At 63.5% G+C, this 15,140-nt stretch carries 17 protein-coding genes; 7 read left to right on the top strand and 10 right to left on the bottom strand.

The window, feature by feature from the left end; translation table 11 throughout:
• Positions 1 to 19: 19 nt before the first annotated feature.
• Positions 20 to 310: a hypothetical protein gene (locus tag C495_RS12745; RefSeq protein ID WP_008163533.1), complete on the bottom strand. Its 291-nt coding sequence runs from the start codon at positions 308 to 310 to the stop codon at positions 20 to 22.
• Positions 311 to 494: 184 nt separating this feature from the next.
• On the bottom strand, positions 495 to 1,613 hold the full coding sequence (locus C495_RS12740) for a saccharopine dehydrogenase family protein (RefSeq protein ID WP_008163532.1): 1,119 nt from the start codon (positions 1,611 to 1,613) through the stop codon (positions 495 to 497).
• A gap of 91 nt (positions 1,614 to 1,704) precedes the next feature.
• Between C495_RS12740 and C495_RS12735 the strand changes: the two genes are divergently transcribed.
• Positions 1,705 to 2,133, top strand: coding sequence for a Rieske (2Fe-2S) protein (locus tag C495_RS12735; RefSeq protein ID WP_049890346.1), 429 nt, complete (start codon positions 1,705 to 1,707; stop codon positions 2,131 to 2,133).
• 65 nt (positions 2,134 to 2,198) lie between these two features.
• Here the strand turns inward: C495_RS12735 and C495_RS12730 are convergent, their stop codons facing one another.
• Positions 2,199 to 2,561: a DUF7344 domain-containing protein gene (locus C495_RS12730; RefSeq protein ID WP_008163529.1), complete on the bottom strand. Its 363-nt coding sequence runs from the start codon at positions 2,559 to 2,561 to the stop codon at positions 2,199 to 2,201.
• Positions 2,562 to 2,824: 263 nt separating this feature from the next.
• Positions 2,825 to 3,121: a transcriptional regulator gene (locus C495_RS12725; RefSeq protein WP_008163527.1), complete on the bottom strand. Its 297-nt coding sequence runs from the start codon at positions 3,119 to 3,121 to the stop codon at positions 2,825 to 2,827.
• 129 nt (positions 3,122 to 3,250) lie between these two features.
• Between C495_RS12725 and C495_RS12720 the strand changes: the two genes are divergently transcribed.
• Positions 3,251 to 4,225 (top strand): sugar phosphate nucleotidyltransferase, encoded by a 975-nt coding sequence (locus C495_RS12720; RefSeq protein WP_008163526.1) that lies wholly within the window; start codon positions 3,251 to 3,253, stop codon positions 4,223 to 4,225.
• Between the two features lie 15 nt (positions 4,226 to 4,240).
• Here C495_RS12720 and C495_RS12715 read toward each other — a convergent pair whose 3' ends face one another.
• The 5 genes from C495_RS12715 to C495_RS12695 all read right to left on the bottom strand — a co-directional run bounded on the left by C495_RS12715 (position 4,241) and on the right by C495_RS12695 (position 9,873).
• Positions 4,241 to 4,966: a diphthine--ammonia ligase gene (locus C495_RS12715; RefSeq protein WP_008163525.1), complete on the bottom strand. Its 726-nt coding sequence runs from the start codon at positions 4,964 to 4,966 to the stop codon at positions 4,241 to 4,243.
• A 51-nt stretch (positions 4,967 to 5,017) separates the two neighbouring features.
• Positions 5,018 to 6,286 (bottom strand): DUF373 family protein, encoded by a 1,269-nt coding sequence (locus tag C495_RS12710; RefSeq protein ID WP_049890344.1) that lies wholly within the window; start codon positions 6,284 to 6,286, stop codon positions 5,018 to 5,020.
• Positions 6,287 to 6,358: 72 nt separating this feature from the next.
• Complete coding sequence (gene sppA, locus C495_RS12705; RefSeq protein WP_008163522.1) at positions 6,359 to 7,354, bottom strand: signal peptide peptidase SppA; 996 nt, start codon at positions 7,352 to 7,354, stop codon at positions 6,359 to 6,361.
• Between the two features lie 143 nt (positions 7,355 to 7,497).
• Complete coding sequence (locus C495_RS12700) at positions 7,498 to 8,379, bottom strand: coiled-coil protein (protein WP_008163521.1); 882 nt, start codon at positions 8,377 to 8,379, stop codon at positions 7,498 to 7,500.
• A gap of 411 nt (positions 8,380 to 8,790) precedes the next feature.
• Positions 8,791 to 9,873, bottom strand: a complete 1,083-nt coding sequence (locus C495_RS12695; RefSeq protein WP_008163519.1) for a tubulin/FtsZ family protein — start codon at positions 9,871 to 9,873, stop codon at positions 8,791 to 8,793.
• A gap of 158 nt (positions 9,874 to 10,031) precedes the next feature.
• Between C495_RS12695 and C495_RS12690 the strand changes: the two genes are divergently transcribed.
• From C495_RS12690 to C495_RS12680, 3 genes are all read left to right on the top strand, one after another.
• Entirely contained in the window at positions 10,032 to 10,457 is a 426-nt protein-coding gene (locus tag C495_RS12690; protein ID WP_008163516.1) for a DUF5791 family protein, read from the top strand.
• Positions 10,458 to 10,536: 79 nt separating this feature from the next.
• Positions 10,537 to 11,439, top strand: a complete 903-nt coding sequence (locus tag C495_RS12685) for an SDR family oxidoreductase (RefSeq protein WP_008163514.1) — start codon at positions 10,537 to 10,539, stop codon at positions 11,437 to 11,439.
• Between the two features lie 54 nt (positions 11,440 to 11,493).
• Positions 11,494 to 12,708, top strand: a complete 1,215-nt coding sequence (locus C495_RS12680; protein ID WP_008163512.1) for a DHH family phosphoesterase — start codon at positions 11,494 to 11,496, stop codon at positions 12,706 to 12,708.
• Positions 12,709 to 12,746: 38 nt separating this feature from the next.
• Here C495_RS12680 and glmM read toward each other — a convergent pair whose 3' ends face one another.
• Positions 12,747 to 14,075 carry a phosphoglucosamine mutase gene (gene glmM / locus C495_RS12675; RefSeq protein WP_008163510.1) on the bottom strand — a complete coding sequence of 443 codons (1,329 nt, stop codon included), beginning with the start codon at positions 14,073 to 14,075 and terminating at the stop codon, positions 12,747 to 12,749.
• Positions 14,076 to 14,286: 211 nt separating this feature from the next.
• Here glmM and C495_RS12670 point away from each other — a divergent pair, with 211 nt between their 5' ends.
• The gene (locus C495_RS12670) at positions 14,287 to 14,595 is read left to right on the top strand and encodes a transcription factor S (RefSeq protein ID WP_008163509.1); all 309 of its coding nucleotides are present in this window, start codon (positions 14,287 to 14,289) and stop codon (positions 14,593 to 14,595) included.
• Between the two features lie 188 nt (positions 14,596 to 14,783).
• Complete coding sequence (locus C495_RS12665; RefSeq protein ID WP_008163507.1) at positions 14,784 to 15,089, top strand: DUF7518 family protein; 306 nt, start codon at positions 14,784 to 14,786, stop codon at positions 15,087 to 15,089.
• Positions 15,090 to 15,140: the final 51 nt, after the last annotated feature.

Here is a 15,140-nt window from a genome sequence, read left to right as displayed (position 1 = left end):
TCATGGTCGCCACGCAACGTTACCGTTTCCAGCGCTCGAGGCCGAGCATCGCGCTTCCGAGCGCGAGGAGTCCGAGGGCGATCGTGACGATCGGTGTATCGCACCGATTGACGCCCCCGTCCGGCGAGTACCCGAGCCAGCCCAGGTAGAACTCGTAGTAGACGAAGCCACCGGGCGGCTCGTCACCGACGTACCCGACATCGGTACACGACGAGAGCGGCAGTTCAGGGAACGAAATCGCGATCAGCGCCGCGAGGACGCCGCTGCTCAGGAGCAGCCCGGCTCCGGCGAGTGCCCAGTGACTCGACATGGGTGATTGTTCTCACTCGAGCAACATACGAGATATGGTCGCCGTTCGAGACGACAGAAACACCGCGCCGACGCCACTGGCGGCGTTCCTCGAGACCGCCGACATCAGCACGTCATACTGTCAGACAGCACGATTCGACGATCGGTCGTTCGACTGTGGCCAAAACGCGGTACAGCAATCCGTCTCAGTCGTCCGATTCGACCGGCGATCGATCGGCCTCGTCGACCGCAACCGGCGTCTCGAGAACCTCGCGTGTTGTCCCCTCGAGTTCGAGGACGAACTCGGGGCCGAACGCCGACGACGGGGTCTGGAAGCCGGCTGGAACCGGCGCGTGTGTCCGATCACGTCCGTCGAGAATGCGTTCGGCGGCGCTGACGGTAGCCTCGGCCGTCAGCGTGTAGGGGTTCGGTGTTCGCACTCGAGCGCGGGCCCGTTGCCCCGTCGATTCGTCGACGGCCTCCCCCCAGACGACCGCGGTGTCTCGAGCCCGTTCTCGTGCGTCGGGACCGTCGACACGGGTGTCGATCAGCCGCTCCAAGAGGGGTTTGACGGGGCGGCGATCGACGAGCCACCCGAGCGAGTCGGTCGTCGCCATCGCTCGTGTCAGCCACGACGGCATCGCTGCGTAGACTTCGATCGACTCGATCCCCGTGCTGCGGGCGGCTGTGACGACGTCTCCCCACGGGATCGTGACGGCGTGTTCGGGGCCGACCCCGAAGTCGATCTCGCGGGTCCGAAAGGCGGGTGGCACCTTGATCAGCCGACCGTTTCGACGAACGACACCGTCGCTGCCGAACTGCTCGAGGGCAGTTCTGGCGGTTCCTCGCGACAGCGGCCCGCGTGCTTTGATGCCGAGTGAGAGTGTCGTTGCCGACGGGAGCTGTTCGGAGAGGAACGCGGCCAGACAGTCCGACGGGACCACGTCGAATCCGACGCCCGGAAGCAGGGTGACACCTGCCGCACGTGCCTCGTCGTCGCGCTGGCGGAGTCGCTCGAACACCCGAAACTCGCCGGTGATATCGAGATAGTCGGTCCCGGTCTCGAGGCAGGCGTCGACGATCGGGTCGACCGTCTTCACGAACGGCCCAGCACAGTTCACCACGGCATCGAACCGTTGGAGGGTCGCTGAAACGTCATCGGTGAGTTCGAACGTCCGCCCTTCGACGCCGAGTTCGTCGGCCTGCCGTGTCACTTCACGAGCATTACGGCCGGCAACGACCGGCGACCCTCCTCGGGAGACGGCCTCGCGGGCGATCAGCCGGCCGGTATAGCCATACGAGCCGTAGATGAGAAGGGAGTCCATAGCTGTCGTTTGGCGTTCAGGCGGTTAAAGTTGCGTCAGACATCCGGCATACCGGAACGTTCAGGGTCGGTGATCGAAAACCGAGATGACGATGGACGCGTCCCAACGGATTACTGCACTCGAGGCAGTGTCGACTGATTCGACGGTCCTCTTTCGTGTCACGAACGCGGCCGACGAACTCCGAGAGGCGGTTCTCGTCGCAAACGAGTCGGGCGACAGCGAACCGGACCTCGCCTGCTGGCTCAACTACTGTCAGCATCTCACCCATATCAAAATCGACAAAGGGTCGGGTGCGCCGATGCGCGACGGTGAACTCGTCTGTGCGAACCACGGCGCGTACTTCGACGCTGACTCCGGCGTGTGTACGTACGGCCCCTGTGAGGGGGCGTATCTCACCGGCCTCGAGGTGACGGTCGCAGACGAAGCGGTGTATCTGACCGATGACGACTACACGTACGTCGGCGACGGTCCGATCGATGACGACGACGATCTCACGTCGACGTCGAACGTCAAAATATAGCACATTCAGACTGCGAGAATCACGGGCCCACCGCGCACCGCCCGTACTCGAGACCACAACCCGTCTCAGGGGAGTCCGGTCGGCGCGACCATATCCCGTTCCTGATTGTACTCGAGCAGTCCGGCATCGGTCAGTCGCGGGAGGTGATCGTGGTACAAGGAGAGATAGACCTCGTGGACGTGTTCGGCCGAAATGTTTTGCATCTGCCGACCGGTTTCGCGGACGGCGACCTCCTCGGCGGCGTCCGGGAGCGTTAGCGATTCTCCGTAGGTGCGCATCACCTCGAGCAGGAGCCGTCGGCGCTGGTCGGCGAGCAACCCGAACGCGTCGTCGATCGTTTCAGCCGATGCCTCGCACGTATCGAGGGTTTCGAGAACCGACAGGACGAACTCGACGCAGTCGGACTCGGGATGGGGCGTGGCAGTCATTCGTATCCTCCATAATCTCTCGAAGCGAACGCATCCCCTGTCAGGTGGAGACGAAGACGGTGACAGGCGGTACTGGGATCACATGCTGGACGCCAGCGTGCTCGAGAGTTCGTATCGGTTTCTCGCCTCCCCAGTAAATATTAGTATCGAATCTGTTTCAGGTTGTCAGCGGAACGAGATAGTCACTGCAACGGGTACATCGTGATCGATGACTGTCCGTCCTCGAGTCGGACACGTCGCAATCGTCAAGCGGTGGCTTCGGCTCACTCGATCGTCAGTGTCGGCTCAGAGACGGCCTCGCTTTTACAGTTGGGACACCGCGAGGGGAGGTTCAACAGGTCGTCGAAGTCGTCGAACCCACAGTCCGTACACGTTGGTGGTGCGACAAGCAACTGTTCGTCCGTCTCGGCTCCGTCGACCGAGCGAAAGACGTGTTCGGCGTGCCGGAGCACCGACTCAGGCGTCAGATCGAGGGAAACCGCAAGTTCGCTGGGTGTGGCGGGTTCGACACGGAGCGCGTCGGCAAGTCGCTGTCGTGTTGTTTCGTCGGCCTCGCGCATGGCTCGAGAAAGGGGCGTCGGGGATTTATACTGTGTGACACGGCCGGCAGCCGTCGACCGGCGGTCACGGCCGACAGCAGTTCCTATGAAAGGACAAACGACTTACCATGGGCAAGTGAACCTCGAGTCATGAAAGCCGTCGTCCTTGCCGGCGGGTACGCGACTCGGATGTGGCCGATCACGAAACATCGACCCAAAATGTTTCTCCCGATCGGTGAGTCGACCGTCATCGACCGCATCTTCGACGCCCTCGAGTCTGACGACCGGATCGATGAGGTCTACGTCAGCACGAACGAGCGGTTCGCGGCTGACTTCGAGGCCCACCTCGACGCGAGCGAGTTCGAGAAGCCGCGGCTGTCGGTGGAGGAAACGTCCAAAGAACAGGGCAAGTTCGGCGTCGTCGGCGCACTCGCACAGCTGATCGACCGCGAGGACGTCGACGACGACCTGCTGGTCATCGCTGGCGACAATCTGATCAGCTTCGACATCGCAGACTTTCTCGAGTACTTCGAGCAACAGGACGCCCCGACGCTTGCCGCCTACGACGTCGGCTCCCGTGAGAAGGCCAAATCCTACGGCCTCGTCGACCTCGAGGGCGACCGTGTCGTCGATTTTCAGGAGAAACCTGACAACCCGAAGAGTACGCTCGTCTCGATTGCCTGCTATGCGTTCCCCGCCGACTCGTTATCGCTGCTGCCGACGTATCTCGAGGACGGTAACAACCCGGACGAGCCGGGTTGGTTCGTCCAGTGGCTCCAGAACCGCGAGCCGACGTACGCCTACACTTTCGAAGACGCGTGGTTCGATATCGGAACGCCCGAAAGCTACCTCGACGCCGTGTCCTGGCATCTCGACGGGGAGTCGATCGTCGCCGACTCGGCGACCCTCGAGAACGTCTCGATCGGCGACAACGTCCACGTAATGGACGACGTTACCCTCGAGAACACGACGCTCGACCACGCGGTGATCTTCCCATCGGCGACGGTTCGAAACGCCGACGTTCGTCACTCGATCATCGACGAAGGGACCCACCTCGACGAACTCGATCTCGCGGGTGCACTCATCGGTGCTCACACGACGATCAAAAACGGGTCGCCACAGTGAGCCGACCGGTCTCCGTTACTCGAGTCGGGCGTCCGTGATCCGTATCCGTCCACGGGTTCCGTCCCACTCGGTGTCGTACTCGAGGGCGATGCGTCGGTCCATGTGTGGCCCATCGACCACCAGCGTCTCGAACTCGCCGCCCTCGCCCAAGATGTGGACGCCGTACTCCTCGTTGAGTCGTTCCAGTTCGGCAAGCGCCTCGTGGTCGAGGGTGCGGCCGAGCCACGAGTCATCGAGGCCGTAGGCAGCGACCTGAATAATCGTGATCTCGAACCCGGCCTCGAGCATCGCCTCGGCCAGCGCCCGCGGGTCTTCCTGCCACAGCGGCGCGAACAGCTCACAGCCCAGTCGGTCACACATCTCCTGAATGCGACTCGTCTGGTACTCGCTTTCGACGGCCCCTGCTGTCACGCCGGCGATCCCCCCCTCGAGTCGGTCGTCGAGGTCGACCAGTGCGGCCTCGAGTGGCTCGAGTTCGTCGTCACCCTGTGTGCTCGAGTCGGCTGCCTTGGCCGCCTCGAAATCGCCGGGGTTGACATCAACAAGCGGAATGCCGGTGCTTTCTGCGGCCAGTGCCGCGAGATCCGTCGCAGGGACGTGATACATGTAGGAGTCGCCCTCCGGGTGGACGGTGACGAGGTGTGAAACGTCGAGGCCGTCCTCGAGGGCTCGATACAGCGCCCACACGGAGTCTTTACCGCCGGAAAAGAGACTTACCCACGTCCCGTCTGCGTCGCTCATGGTCGTCAGTGAGCGCACAGGGGTAAATGCGTACCGAGTCAGGTGATCGGGCTACTCGTTGTGCCCATCCGCACGGCTGCTGTCCGATCCGTCTGCGGGCGGTTCCGTCGGCCCGCCGTCGGTCAGCTCCGATTGTGGACGGAGCGCGGCGTCCGGCTCAGTGCCCGTGTCGGACTCAGCACTGCCGTCGGGTTCTTCGTCGGGCCCGTTCTCGCTGACGGACGATGCGACCCGTGCACCGATGAGACTGATCACGATCGCGGTCACGACGAACAAGGCGAGTCGTTCGCCCGCGGTCACGACGAAACTCTCGTTCGAGAGCGCACCGAACTCGGCGGCCGGGACGACGAACGGGTCGATGACGCCCTGTTGCTCGAGGACGTACGCCGAAAAGCCACGCACGGCCAGCCCGACCGCGACGACAATAAAGGGCAAGCTCAGATACGAACTGCGGATCGGCTCGTCGCTAATCGCTTCGTCGAGGAGCCGCCCGGCACTCGCCGTTAGCGCAGCCATCACGAGCCACGGCACGCTGTCGAAGGCGAACTGCATCGCCGGAACCACTACGCCCGCGGTGTGCTCGAGACTCGAGACACCCAGTGCGCCCGCAAAGAGCCCAACGAACGTGAGGCCGGCGGCGACGACGTAGGTAACGACCGACACCTGCCCGGAGTACAGCGATTCGCGTGCCTGATGGGCGAGTCCGGTGACGAGTTCGTCGATGTTGAAGCCCTTATACAGCAGGAAAACACCGATCACGGTCGTGATCGCCGCGGCACCCTCAGCAGGCCCGGCAAGGGTCGCAAGCATCGGGAAGACCAACAGCGTGAGTCCGATGGGGACCAGCACGGTCTGTCGGAGCTCCTCGTCGGCGAGAAACTGCTTGAGCAGATAGTACGTCGATTCGATGTCTCGAGCCTGTCGGACGACGACACGGTCGACCGAGTCGACCTGCATACGGCTCTCGACGATCGGTACCAGCCGCTCGTCTTCCGCACTGTCGATGACGACGACGGCTGAGTCGGGATCGTACTCGGCGACGAGTTCGTCGAGCTGGTGGGCGACCGCCCGATCCGCCGAGACCATCGACTCTCGGTCCCCCGAGACGACCGCGACGACGACGTCTTCGTTCTCGTCTCGTAAGTCCTGGGCGACGCGCAGCGTCTCGAGCAGGGAGTTCACTCCCGAGTCCTCCGGATCAGCCAGTCCGACGTCGGTCACCAGCGCGCGGACGGCTTCCCAGCCGACGACGGGCGACCGAAGGCCGGTCTTGCGGCCCACGTCGTCGGTTCGATCGAGACAGACGACCAGCGTTGTCACGATATCCGTTCCATGCTGTGTGACGATAAAACCACTCACTCGTTCGATACGGTGCCAGCGTTGACAGACGGGTTACAGCCGCAGCCGAAACTCTCGATCCTCCGCGATACCGGCGATGCCGGCCCCGAAGGCGTAGGCGAGTTGCTGGGCACCGGTGCCAATCCGAGCCATCAGCGGTCGCTCGGGTTCGAACGCTTCGACCGCGACGGCGTCCCTGTCGAGTCGATCCGCCAGTTCGTCCTCGAGTTCACGACGTGTGCCGAGGTGGTCGACCAGCTCCATCTCGTAGGCCTCCTCGCCGAGGTAAATCCGTGCTTCGGTGTCTCTGACGAACTCGGGTTCTAAGTCGCGGCCGTCGCTGACTCGTTCGACGAACGTCTCGTAGTAGTCGTCGATCAACCCCTGGAGGTACTCCCGTTCGTCGTCCTCGAGTTCTTTCAGCGGCGTGCCGGCGTCTTTGTACTCGCCCGCCGCGAGTCGCTCGTACGAGAGGCCGACTTTCTCGGCGAGGTCGTTCGCGTTCACGCGCGACCCGATGACGCCGATTGAGCCGACGATACTGCCGTCGCGAGCCCAGAGCTCATCACAGCCGCTTGCAATCCAGTAGCCGCCGCTTGCACAGACGTCGGTCGTGTAGGCGATCGTCGGGCCGTCGAACCGTTCGGCAGCGAGCCGAATGTCGTCGCTTGGAACGATCTCGCCACCCGGCGTGTTCAGCTTCAGCAGCAATGCGTCGACGTTGTCGTCCTCGTCGGCCCGGTCGATCTGATCGACGATGTCGTCAGCCGGCGTCCCCCGTGGACTCGAGGGAAGTCGCCCCCCGCCACCGTCGCGGGTAATCGGCCCCTCGACGGCGACCTCGGCGACGTCGTAGCCCGGAAAGAGCGAGCCAGCGACGCTGCCGGCGATTCGAATCCCGGCAACGACGACGACGAGCGCCACGAGGACGCCAGCCAGATCGGCCATCGACGCCGGATACACGACGAACAACGAGACTCCAATCACGGCGAACACCGCAGCTCCGACCACGACGATCAACAGACGTGCGATCCCACGACCGCTAGCCATCGTCACCACCTCGAATCATGCCAGCATCTGTGGCTGCTGGCGAGTTAAGCGTACGTGTTCACACTCCTGAGTGACTCGAGGCCAGCGCAGTCGCTCACGCCGGTGGAGAAAAACCGCAAAAAGACACAGGTGGACGAACCGAGTTAGAGCAGCCCCGTCTTCTGGAGCTTCATCAGGTCCTCGGTGTCGAGCGTCTCGCCTTCCTTGAACTTCTGATAGATCTCTTCGGCCTCTTCTTTGGCCGCTTCCTTCTTCTTGTCGCGCTGGGACTTGCGCTGTTCTTCTTCTTTCTTGTCCAGTTCGCGCAGACGCTTCTGGACGCGGACGAAGTCTTCGTGGTGGCGGTCGGCGGCCTCCTGAGCCTCGACGAAGGATTCGTGCATCTCGTCGGCCTCGTCACGGATGTCATCGGCTTCGCGGTAGGCCTCGATCATCTGGTTGTGATGTTCTTGGGCCTTGTCCGCAAGCTCCGTGACTTTCTGGTGGTGTTTCGAGGCTTCCGAACGCACTTCCTCGGCTTCCTCGACGAGCGCCTCGAGGTCCTCGTTCTGGTCGAGTTTCTGCTTGCGCTCTTCGTACTCCTCGCGCTTGGACTCGATCTTCTCGATCAGCTCTTTCTCGTCTTCACTCGAGAGAACTTCCGTCTGCTGTTTGAACTCGAGTTGCTCGATCTCCTCTTTGAGCTCCTCTAAGTCTTTGCCCTCGTCGAGTTCCATGTCCGACTTGAGCTGTTCGACTTTGTCGAAGAGTTCGTTGGCCTCGGCGTTGAGCTCGTTGCGTTTGTCCTTGTGTTCCTGGACCTGCTCGTTGAGCTCGTCACGCTTTTCGCGGTGTTCCTGGGCTTCGTCGACCTTCTCGCGCGTCTCAGCGTTTAAGTCGTCACGGTTGGAAGCCCGCTCGGAGGCCATCTGATTGAGATCGTTTCGCCGGTCTCGGAGCTGCCCGGCCATCTTGATAAGCTGGCCTTTCGATTTGTTTTCTAGGTCGTCCTCTGTAAGTTCGATGTTCTGTGATTCGTCTACCATGTGTTAGTCAAACCTCTGTGCCATACCCGCACCGGGGGGCGATCGGCGTCTCGAACGGAGTCGACACCCGTCGCTCGGGGGTCAGTCCATCGGTGGGAGACGCGACAGTGAACAGCGTGCGCTCACAATCTGCGAAACCTCGGTGAATAAGATTTCCTGTCATCGATCGTCGAGCGATACGCGCCCCGGTGGCGTTCTGGTACTCATCTCTACTGTCGCCTTCAATTTAAATGTACCGGTACCAAAACCCCTGAAAACGGTTGACACGGCCGTCCTCGGCTGTGTTGGGCCGTGACACGGGTTCGGCGACGATATATAAATACACGGAGCCGGTCGAGCTCTCGTTCAGTTCCGACACAGACAGTTGAACCGAGTTCGACCACCGACCCGTCGGCTGATCGAAAGCCGTCGCTAAAAGAGGTCCTCGAGTCGGTCGTCGGCGAACTGCGCGGCGTGGTCCGTCTGCTCTTCCTCACGTGCGCGTTTCGCCTCGCGTGCGCGCTCCATGAACTGTTGTACGCGCTCGGAGCGTTCGGCGCCGCCGAGCAAGACGAGCGCGCCGAGACGATCGCTCTCGAGCGGGAAGTCGCCGCCGCGAACCTGCATGCTGCCGGTTTCGTCCTCGAGCCAGCGGCGGGCTCGCTCGACGCCCTTGCGGGGGATTCGGTCGGGGTCGCCGGCGATCACCAGCAGGGCCGAGTCAGCTGTCGTCGCGTCGGGCAGGCTCGTCCCCGTCAACAGCGCCTGTCGCGAGACGCTCATCGCGGTTCGGATGTTCTCGGCGCTGTCCTCGCTCGCGAGTTCGGTGGCGTAGCCGAGCGCAGCGACGCCGCCGGCTCGAAGCGTGTTGATGACCTCGCTCGAGTCGACGACACTTTCGCCGACGCCCTCGACGGCCTCGCCGGAGGCGAACAACAGCCCAACGCGCTTGGCGATCCGCTCGTTGATCGTCTCGAAGGCTCCTTCGACGCTTTCGCCCTGCTCGTGCCACGCGTCGTTGTCGACGAGCAGGGTCGAGTCGGCTTCGCGGATGATCGTCTTCAGCGAGCGGCCAGCGTTGGCCTGATACAGCGCCCCTTCGTTGCGCCCCGGCAGGATACCGAGCGCGTAGACGGGCACGTCGTAGACCTGCTGGAGGTGGTGGACGAGCACCGGCGCACCGCCGCTGCCGGTGCCGCCGCCGAGTCCCGCGACGACGAAGATCGCTTCGGCACTCGAGGTGACACGCCCGTCGAGTGCGCCCAGCACCTGCTGGATGTCCGACTGCATGACTTCGGTGCCGAGTTCGTTGTCGCCGCCGACGCCGTGGCCGTTGACTCGGTCCGCGCCGATCAGTTGGGTGTCGACGTACTCGAGCGACTGGAGGTCTGGTTTCGCGGAGTTGACGGCCAACGCCCCTTGAACGGCTCCAAAACCCATCTCCGCGTCGAATCGGGCGAGTCGTTCGGTTACTTTGCCGCCGGCCTGTCCAACACCGATCAGGGCGACTTTCATGTCACGTGTATGTAACGGTAGCCTGTTGAACGTTCCGGTGAGCGAGTGTTTCTCGCCGACTGATCGGTTGTTCGGATCGGCCTCGAGTGACAGCCGTCCCACCGCAAGAAGTGGCGACGATAGCAATACCTTTCAGCGCGATACCCGTGTTCTCTGGCATGTTCTACGAACAGCGGATGACCGTTCCCGACTCGCCCGCTGACCTCCGTGCGGAGTACGACGCCGACCTCCGGTCGGTGATCGAACAGCACGGCCCCGACGAGGTCGCCGAAGCGACTGACGTCGCCCACGACACCCTCGAGGCGCTACTCGAGGGCGAGTCGCCCGACCTCACGCTCACCGAGGCGGCCCAGATTCTGGCGCTCGAGGACGGCGAACCCGACGCCGACGAGATCGTGACCATCGCCTGTGAACATCTCCTGTTGGGCATGTCGACGGCCGTCCTCGACGTCGAGGCGATCGAGAGCCACATCGACATCGACCTCGAGGCGAAAGAGATCCAACAGAAGATCGAACAGCGCTCCCCAATGTCGTTCGCCGAGTTCGTCCACATTCAGTACGTGATCGCCGACGGCGCGCCCTGACTCGAGGCGACGATCAACCGGTGCCAGCCAGTCTCGCTGCGAGCAGGGTAGTTATACTCGTTCAGGCGCGACTGTGGGCATGGACGTTGCAATTTTGGGCTGTGGACACGTCGGCCTCGAGCTGGGCCGACAGCTCACCGCTCGCGGCCACGATGTGATCGGCGTTCGCCGATCCGAGGAGGGTATCGAGGCGATCGAAGACGCCGGCTTCGCGGCCGTCACGGCCGATATCACCGATCCAGCCGGACTCGAGGCCGTGCCGGATGTCGATGCCATCGTCTTCGCCGCCAGCAGCGGCGGCCGCGGTGCCGAGGCGGCCCGCGAGGTCTACGTCGAGGGGCTGCAAACGGCGATTGAACAGTTCGGCGAGCGCGAGCACACACCCGAGCGACTACTGTACACCTCCTCGACGGGGGTTCTCGGCGACCACGACGGCGGCTGGGTCGACGAGGAGACGCCCCTCGAGCCCACAACTGAGAAGACCGAAGTGCTCGCCGAGGCCGAGCGGATCGCCCGCGAGTTGCCACCCGAGTACGGCTACGAGGGCACTGTCGCTCGCTTTGCGGGACTGTACGGTCCCGGCCGCTACCGCCTCGAGCGCTATCTCGAGGGCCCCGTCGTCGAGGGCTACCTGAACATGGTCCATCGCGACGACGCCGCGGGAGCCGTCCGCTACCTGCTCGAGGAGGACCTCGCCCGCGGTGCGGTCGTGCAGGTCGTCGACGACGAACCCGCGGACAAGTGGGTCTTTGCCGACTGGCTGGCTGACGCCGCAGGCGTCGAGCAGCCGCCAAAGCGGACGAAAGAAGCGCGACTCGCGGACGACGACCTCTCGGAAGCCGCGCGGCGACGACTGCTGACGAGTAAACGCTGTGCCAACAAGAAACTGCGCGAACTGGGCTACGAGTTCGCGTATCCGACGTATCGAGAGGGGTACCGGGATGCGGTCGACGCGTTCGTCGCCGACGCCACCAGCGAATAACGGGGCCATCACCTGCGGGGGAAATTTCTTGAGGATTCGATATAATTGTGTGATATGCGAACCCGGACCATCTCGAGCGAGCCGTCGCTCGAGGTGGACGTCGCAGCGATCGATCCCGCCGTCGATGCAGCCCGATCGCTCGAGCCAGTCGTCGATACGGCACGATCGCTCGAGCCGCTTGTCCTGTCACTCGTCGTGTTGGCGATCGCGTCGGTCGGCGTCGGAAGCTGGTGGGTCGTGCGCTGGTTTCGTCGACCACCCGGCGTCCACCTCCAGCGACTGCTCGGCGAGTACGACGACGTCGCGGTCCTCATGCATCCGAACCCGGACCCCGACGCCATGGCCTGTGCGATGGGGGTCGCGGACATCGCGGCCGCCGTCGGCACCGACACCACCCTCCAGTACGCCGGCGAGATCCGCCATCAGGAAAACCGGGCGTTTCGAACCGTCCTCGACGTCGACCTCGAGTCGATCGAGGCGAGTTCACAGCTCGCCGCTGATGCCGTCGTGCTCGTCGACCACAACACGCCGCGTGGGTTTGCGGGCTCTCAATCCATCGAACCGATCGCGGTCGTCGACCATCACCCCGGAAACGGGACGGGGACGGAGTTTACCGACGTCAGAACGGCGTACGGGGCGGCATCGACGATTCTCGTCGAGTATCTCGACGAACTCGATGCGACGGTCGACCCGGACGCGGAGGCTGCCCTCGAGGTCTCGGACGAACTCGCGACCGGGCTGCTCTACGGTGTTCTTTCGGATACGAACCATCTGACCAACGGCTGCTCGAGCGCGGAGTTCGACGCCTGTGCGACGCTCTTTCCGGGTATCGACGAGGATCTGCTGGACCGAATCGCCAACCCGCAGGTCAGCGACGACGTCTTACAGATCAAAGCGACGGCGATCACCGAGAAACGCGTCGAGGGTCCCTTTGCCGTCTGTGACGTCGGCGAACTCTCGAACGTCGACGCGATTCCACAGGCCGCAGACGAACTCATGCAGTTAGAGGGCGTTACCGCAGTCGTCGTCTACGGCGAACACGACGGCACGATCCATCTCTCGGGTCGCTCTCGAGACGACCGGGTCCATATGGGCGAGACCCTCCGCCACGCCGTCAGCGACATTCCAATGGCGAACGCGGGCGGCCACGCCCGGATGGGCGGCGGGCAGGTGTCGGTCGATCACATGGAAGGGATCGGCCCTTCCGAGGGGATCAGCGGCGTCGAGTTCGAAGACCGGCTCTTTTCCGCGCTGGCCGGCGAACGATAAGGACTGGCCAACCGCGGCAGTTCGTGCTCGAGGCCGGCTTATTCTGTCCCCGCGTCGGCCGCGTCGGCGACGATCGCACGAGCGTCCGCGAACAGTTCCTCGGCGCGCTGTGGATCGCGTGCTTCCGCGGTGATGCGGACGAGTGCCTCGGTGCCACTGGGCCGGACGAGTGTCCAGCCGTCGTCGTACTCGATGCGAACGCCATCGAGCGCATCGAACGCCAGATCGCGCTCGCGGACCGTCGCCTCGACACGATCCATCACGGCAGCCTTGTTCTCGACGTCGATCGCGGTCCGGTGGATCGGATACGTCTCGAGGGCGTCGACCGCCGTTCCGAGCGGGCCGTCTCGAGCGACCATCGCGGCGAGCGTACAGGCCGCGTACGGACCATCGGGACAGAGCGTTTCCTCGGGCCAGATCCACGCGCCGCTCGGTTCACCGCCGAAGACGACCCCGGGGTCGGTTGCTCGCTCTGCGACGTAAACGTCGCCGACGGCGGTGCGTGTGACGCTTGCGCCGACGGCTGCGAGCGCGTCGTCGACGGCGAGGCTGGTGTTCAACGGGGCGGCGACCTGCTCACCGTCGCCCGCCGCCTCGCGAGCGAACAGCGCCAGCAGGAGGTCTTTCGGAACGAACTCACCGCGCTCGTCGACAGCCATCATCCGGTCACCGTCGCCGTCGTGAGCGATGCCGAGGTCGGCATCCGTCGCCCCGACAAGTTGCTGGAGATCCGTCAGCGTCTCCGCGTTGGGTTCGCTGGGTCGCCCCGGGAACCGCCCATCGGGCTGGGCGTTGAGCGTCCGGACGTGACAGCCGAGTTCGACCAGTGCGTCCGCCGTGACGCTGCCGGCTCCGTTGCCGACGTCGACGACGACCTCGAGACCCTCGAGGCCCTCGACACTGTCGACAATCGTCTCGACGTGGCGCTCGAGCACGCCGTCGTGGTGACTGCGGTCGCCGATACCGGTCCAGTCCTCGAGGTCGTAGCGCTCGTTCTCGACGCGGTCGGTGATCGCCGCCCGACGCTCGGTGTCGAAGGCCTGCCCGCTCGGTGACCAGAGTTTGATCCCGTTGTCCGTGGCCGGGTTGTGCGAGGCCGTGATCACGACTCCCGCGTCGGCCTCGAGCCAGTCGACGCCGCGGGCAACGGTCGGTGTCGGCGCGACGCCGACGTCGACCACGTCGCCGCCACACTCTCGAACACCGGCGGCGAGTGCGTCGGCCAACATCGTCCCGCTCTCGCGGACGTCACGGCCGACGACGACGCGTTCGTACCCCTCCGAGGCGAGCGCTCGACCGACCGACAGCGCCAACTCGGCCGTCACTTCCGAACCGACTTCGCCGCGAATACCGCTCGTTCCGAACATGCTCGAGGGATAGTACGAGTGGGTATATAAAAATCAGAATCCCGTCCAACACACTGAGACCGAGACGGTGCCCACTGTGACCACTCTCGGACGGTTGTAACTCGGGTGGCCGTTCACAGAATTGCGAGGCGGATGCCACGGGACTTGACCCCGAGGCAGTTGACGTTAAACGCTCCGCTTAAGTCACTTGGCAGACGTAGCCCGGACAACGATGGAATTTTGTGACGAATGCGGTTCGATGATGAAAGCCAACGACGGGCTCTGGGAGTGTGGCAGTTGTGGCTATACGAAACCGAAAGGCGACACGTCCGACTACACCGTCACGGACGATCAGGAAGCGAGTGAGGTCATCGAGTCCTCCGGCGAGACGTCGCTGCCGGAGACCGACACCCACTGTCCCGAGTGTGGAAACGACCGCGCCCACTGGTATATGCAACAGATCCGATCGGCCGACGAATCCGAGACGCGCTTTTTCATCTGCACCGAGTGTGAACACAAGTGGCGCGAAGACGACAACTGATCTGCAGACCGGCTGCTCATAGGGATTGCTGTCGGCAGTGACCACCGGTCGCCGATCCGTGACTGGCGATCGGTCCAACAGTCTTTCTCATTCGATTCCATGACGAGTACGGTCCACAGCGTGAACGTACCAGAACGGTTAGCTGTGTCTGACGTATGTTTATGTGGGCGGACGAACCGCTAGATGATATGTCGAAAAACCGTGTCGAGCAACTCGAGTCGACAGTCGCAGAACTCGAGTCGACGGTCGAAGGGCTGACGGAGGAACTCATCGAGGCGAAAGAACGCATTCGCGTCCTTGAGGCCGAACTCGATACCGAGACGCCGACTCGCGTTCCCGAGCGACGCAGCGCGACGGCAGAGAAAGACGCCGAAACGACACAGGAAGCAGCGCCCGACGATGTCGCCGAAGCGACGGCCGATGCGGACGCCGACGAGGAGACTTCCACCGACGAAACGGAAGACTCAGGTAGCGACGACATTATTGTCGCATAACTGCGTGGCAGCGTCGCGGCCCCACTCGATTCGCGAACGACTGGTCACGAT

The organism is Natronorubrum sulfidifaciens JCM 14089 (genome assembly GCF_000337735.1).
Taxonomy (GTDB): domain Archaea; phylum Halobacteriota; class Halobacteria; order Halobacteriales; family Natrialbaceae; genus Natronorubrum; species Natronorubrum sulfidifaciens.
Note: the sequence above shows the minus strand (reverse complement) of the source record. Positions and strands in the feature narration are given on the sequence as shown.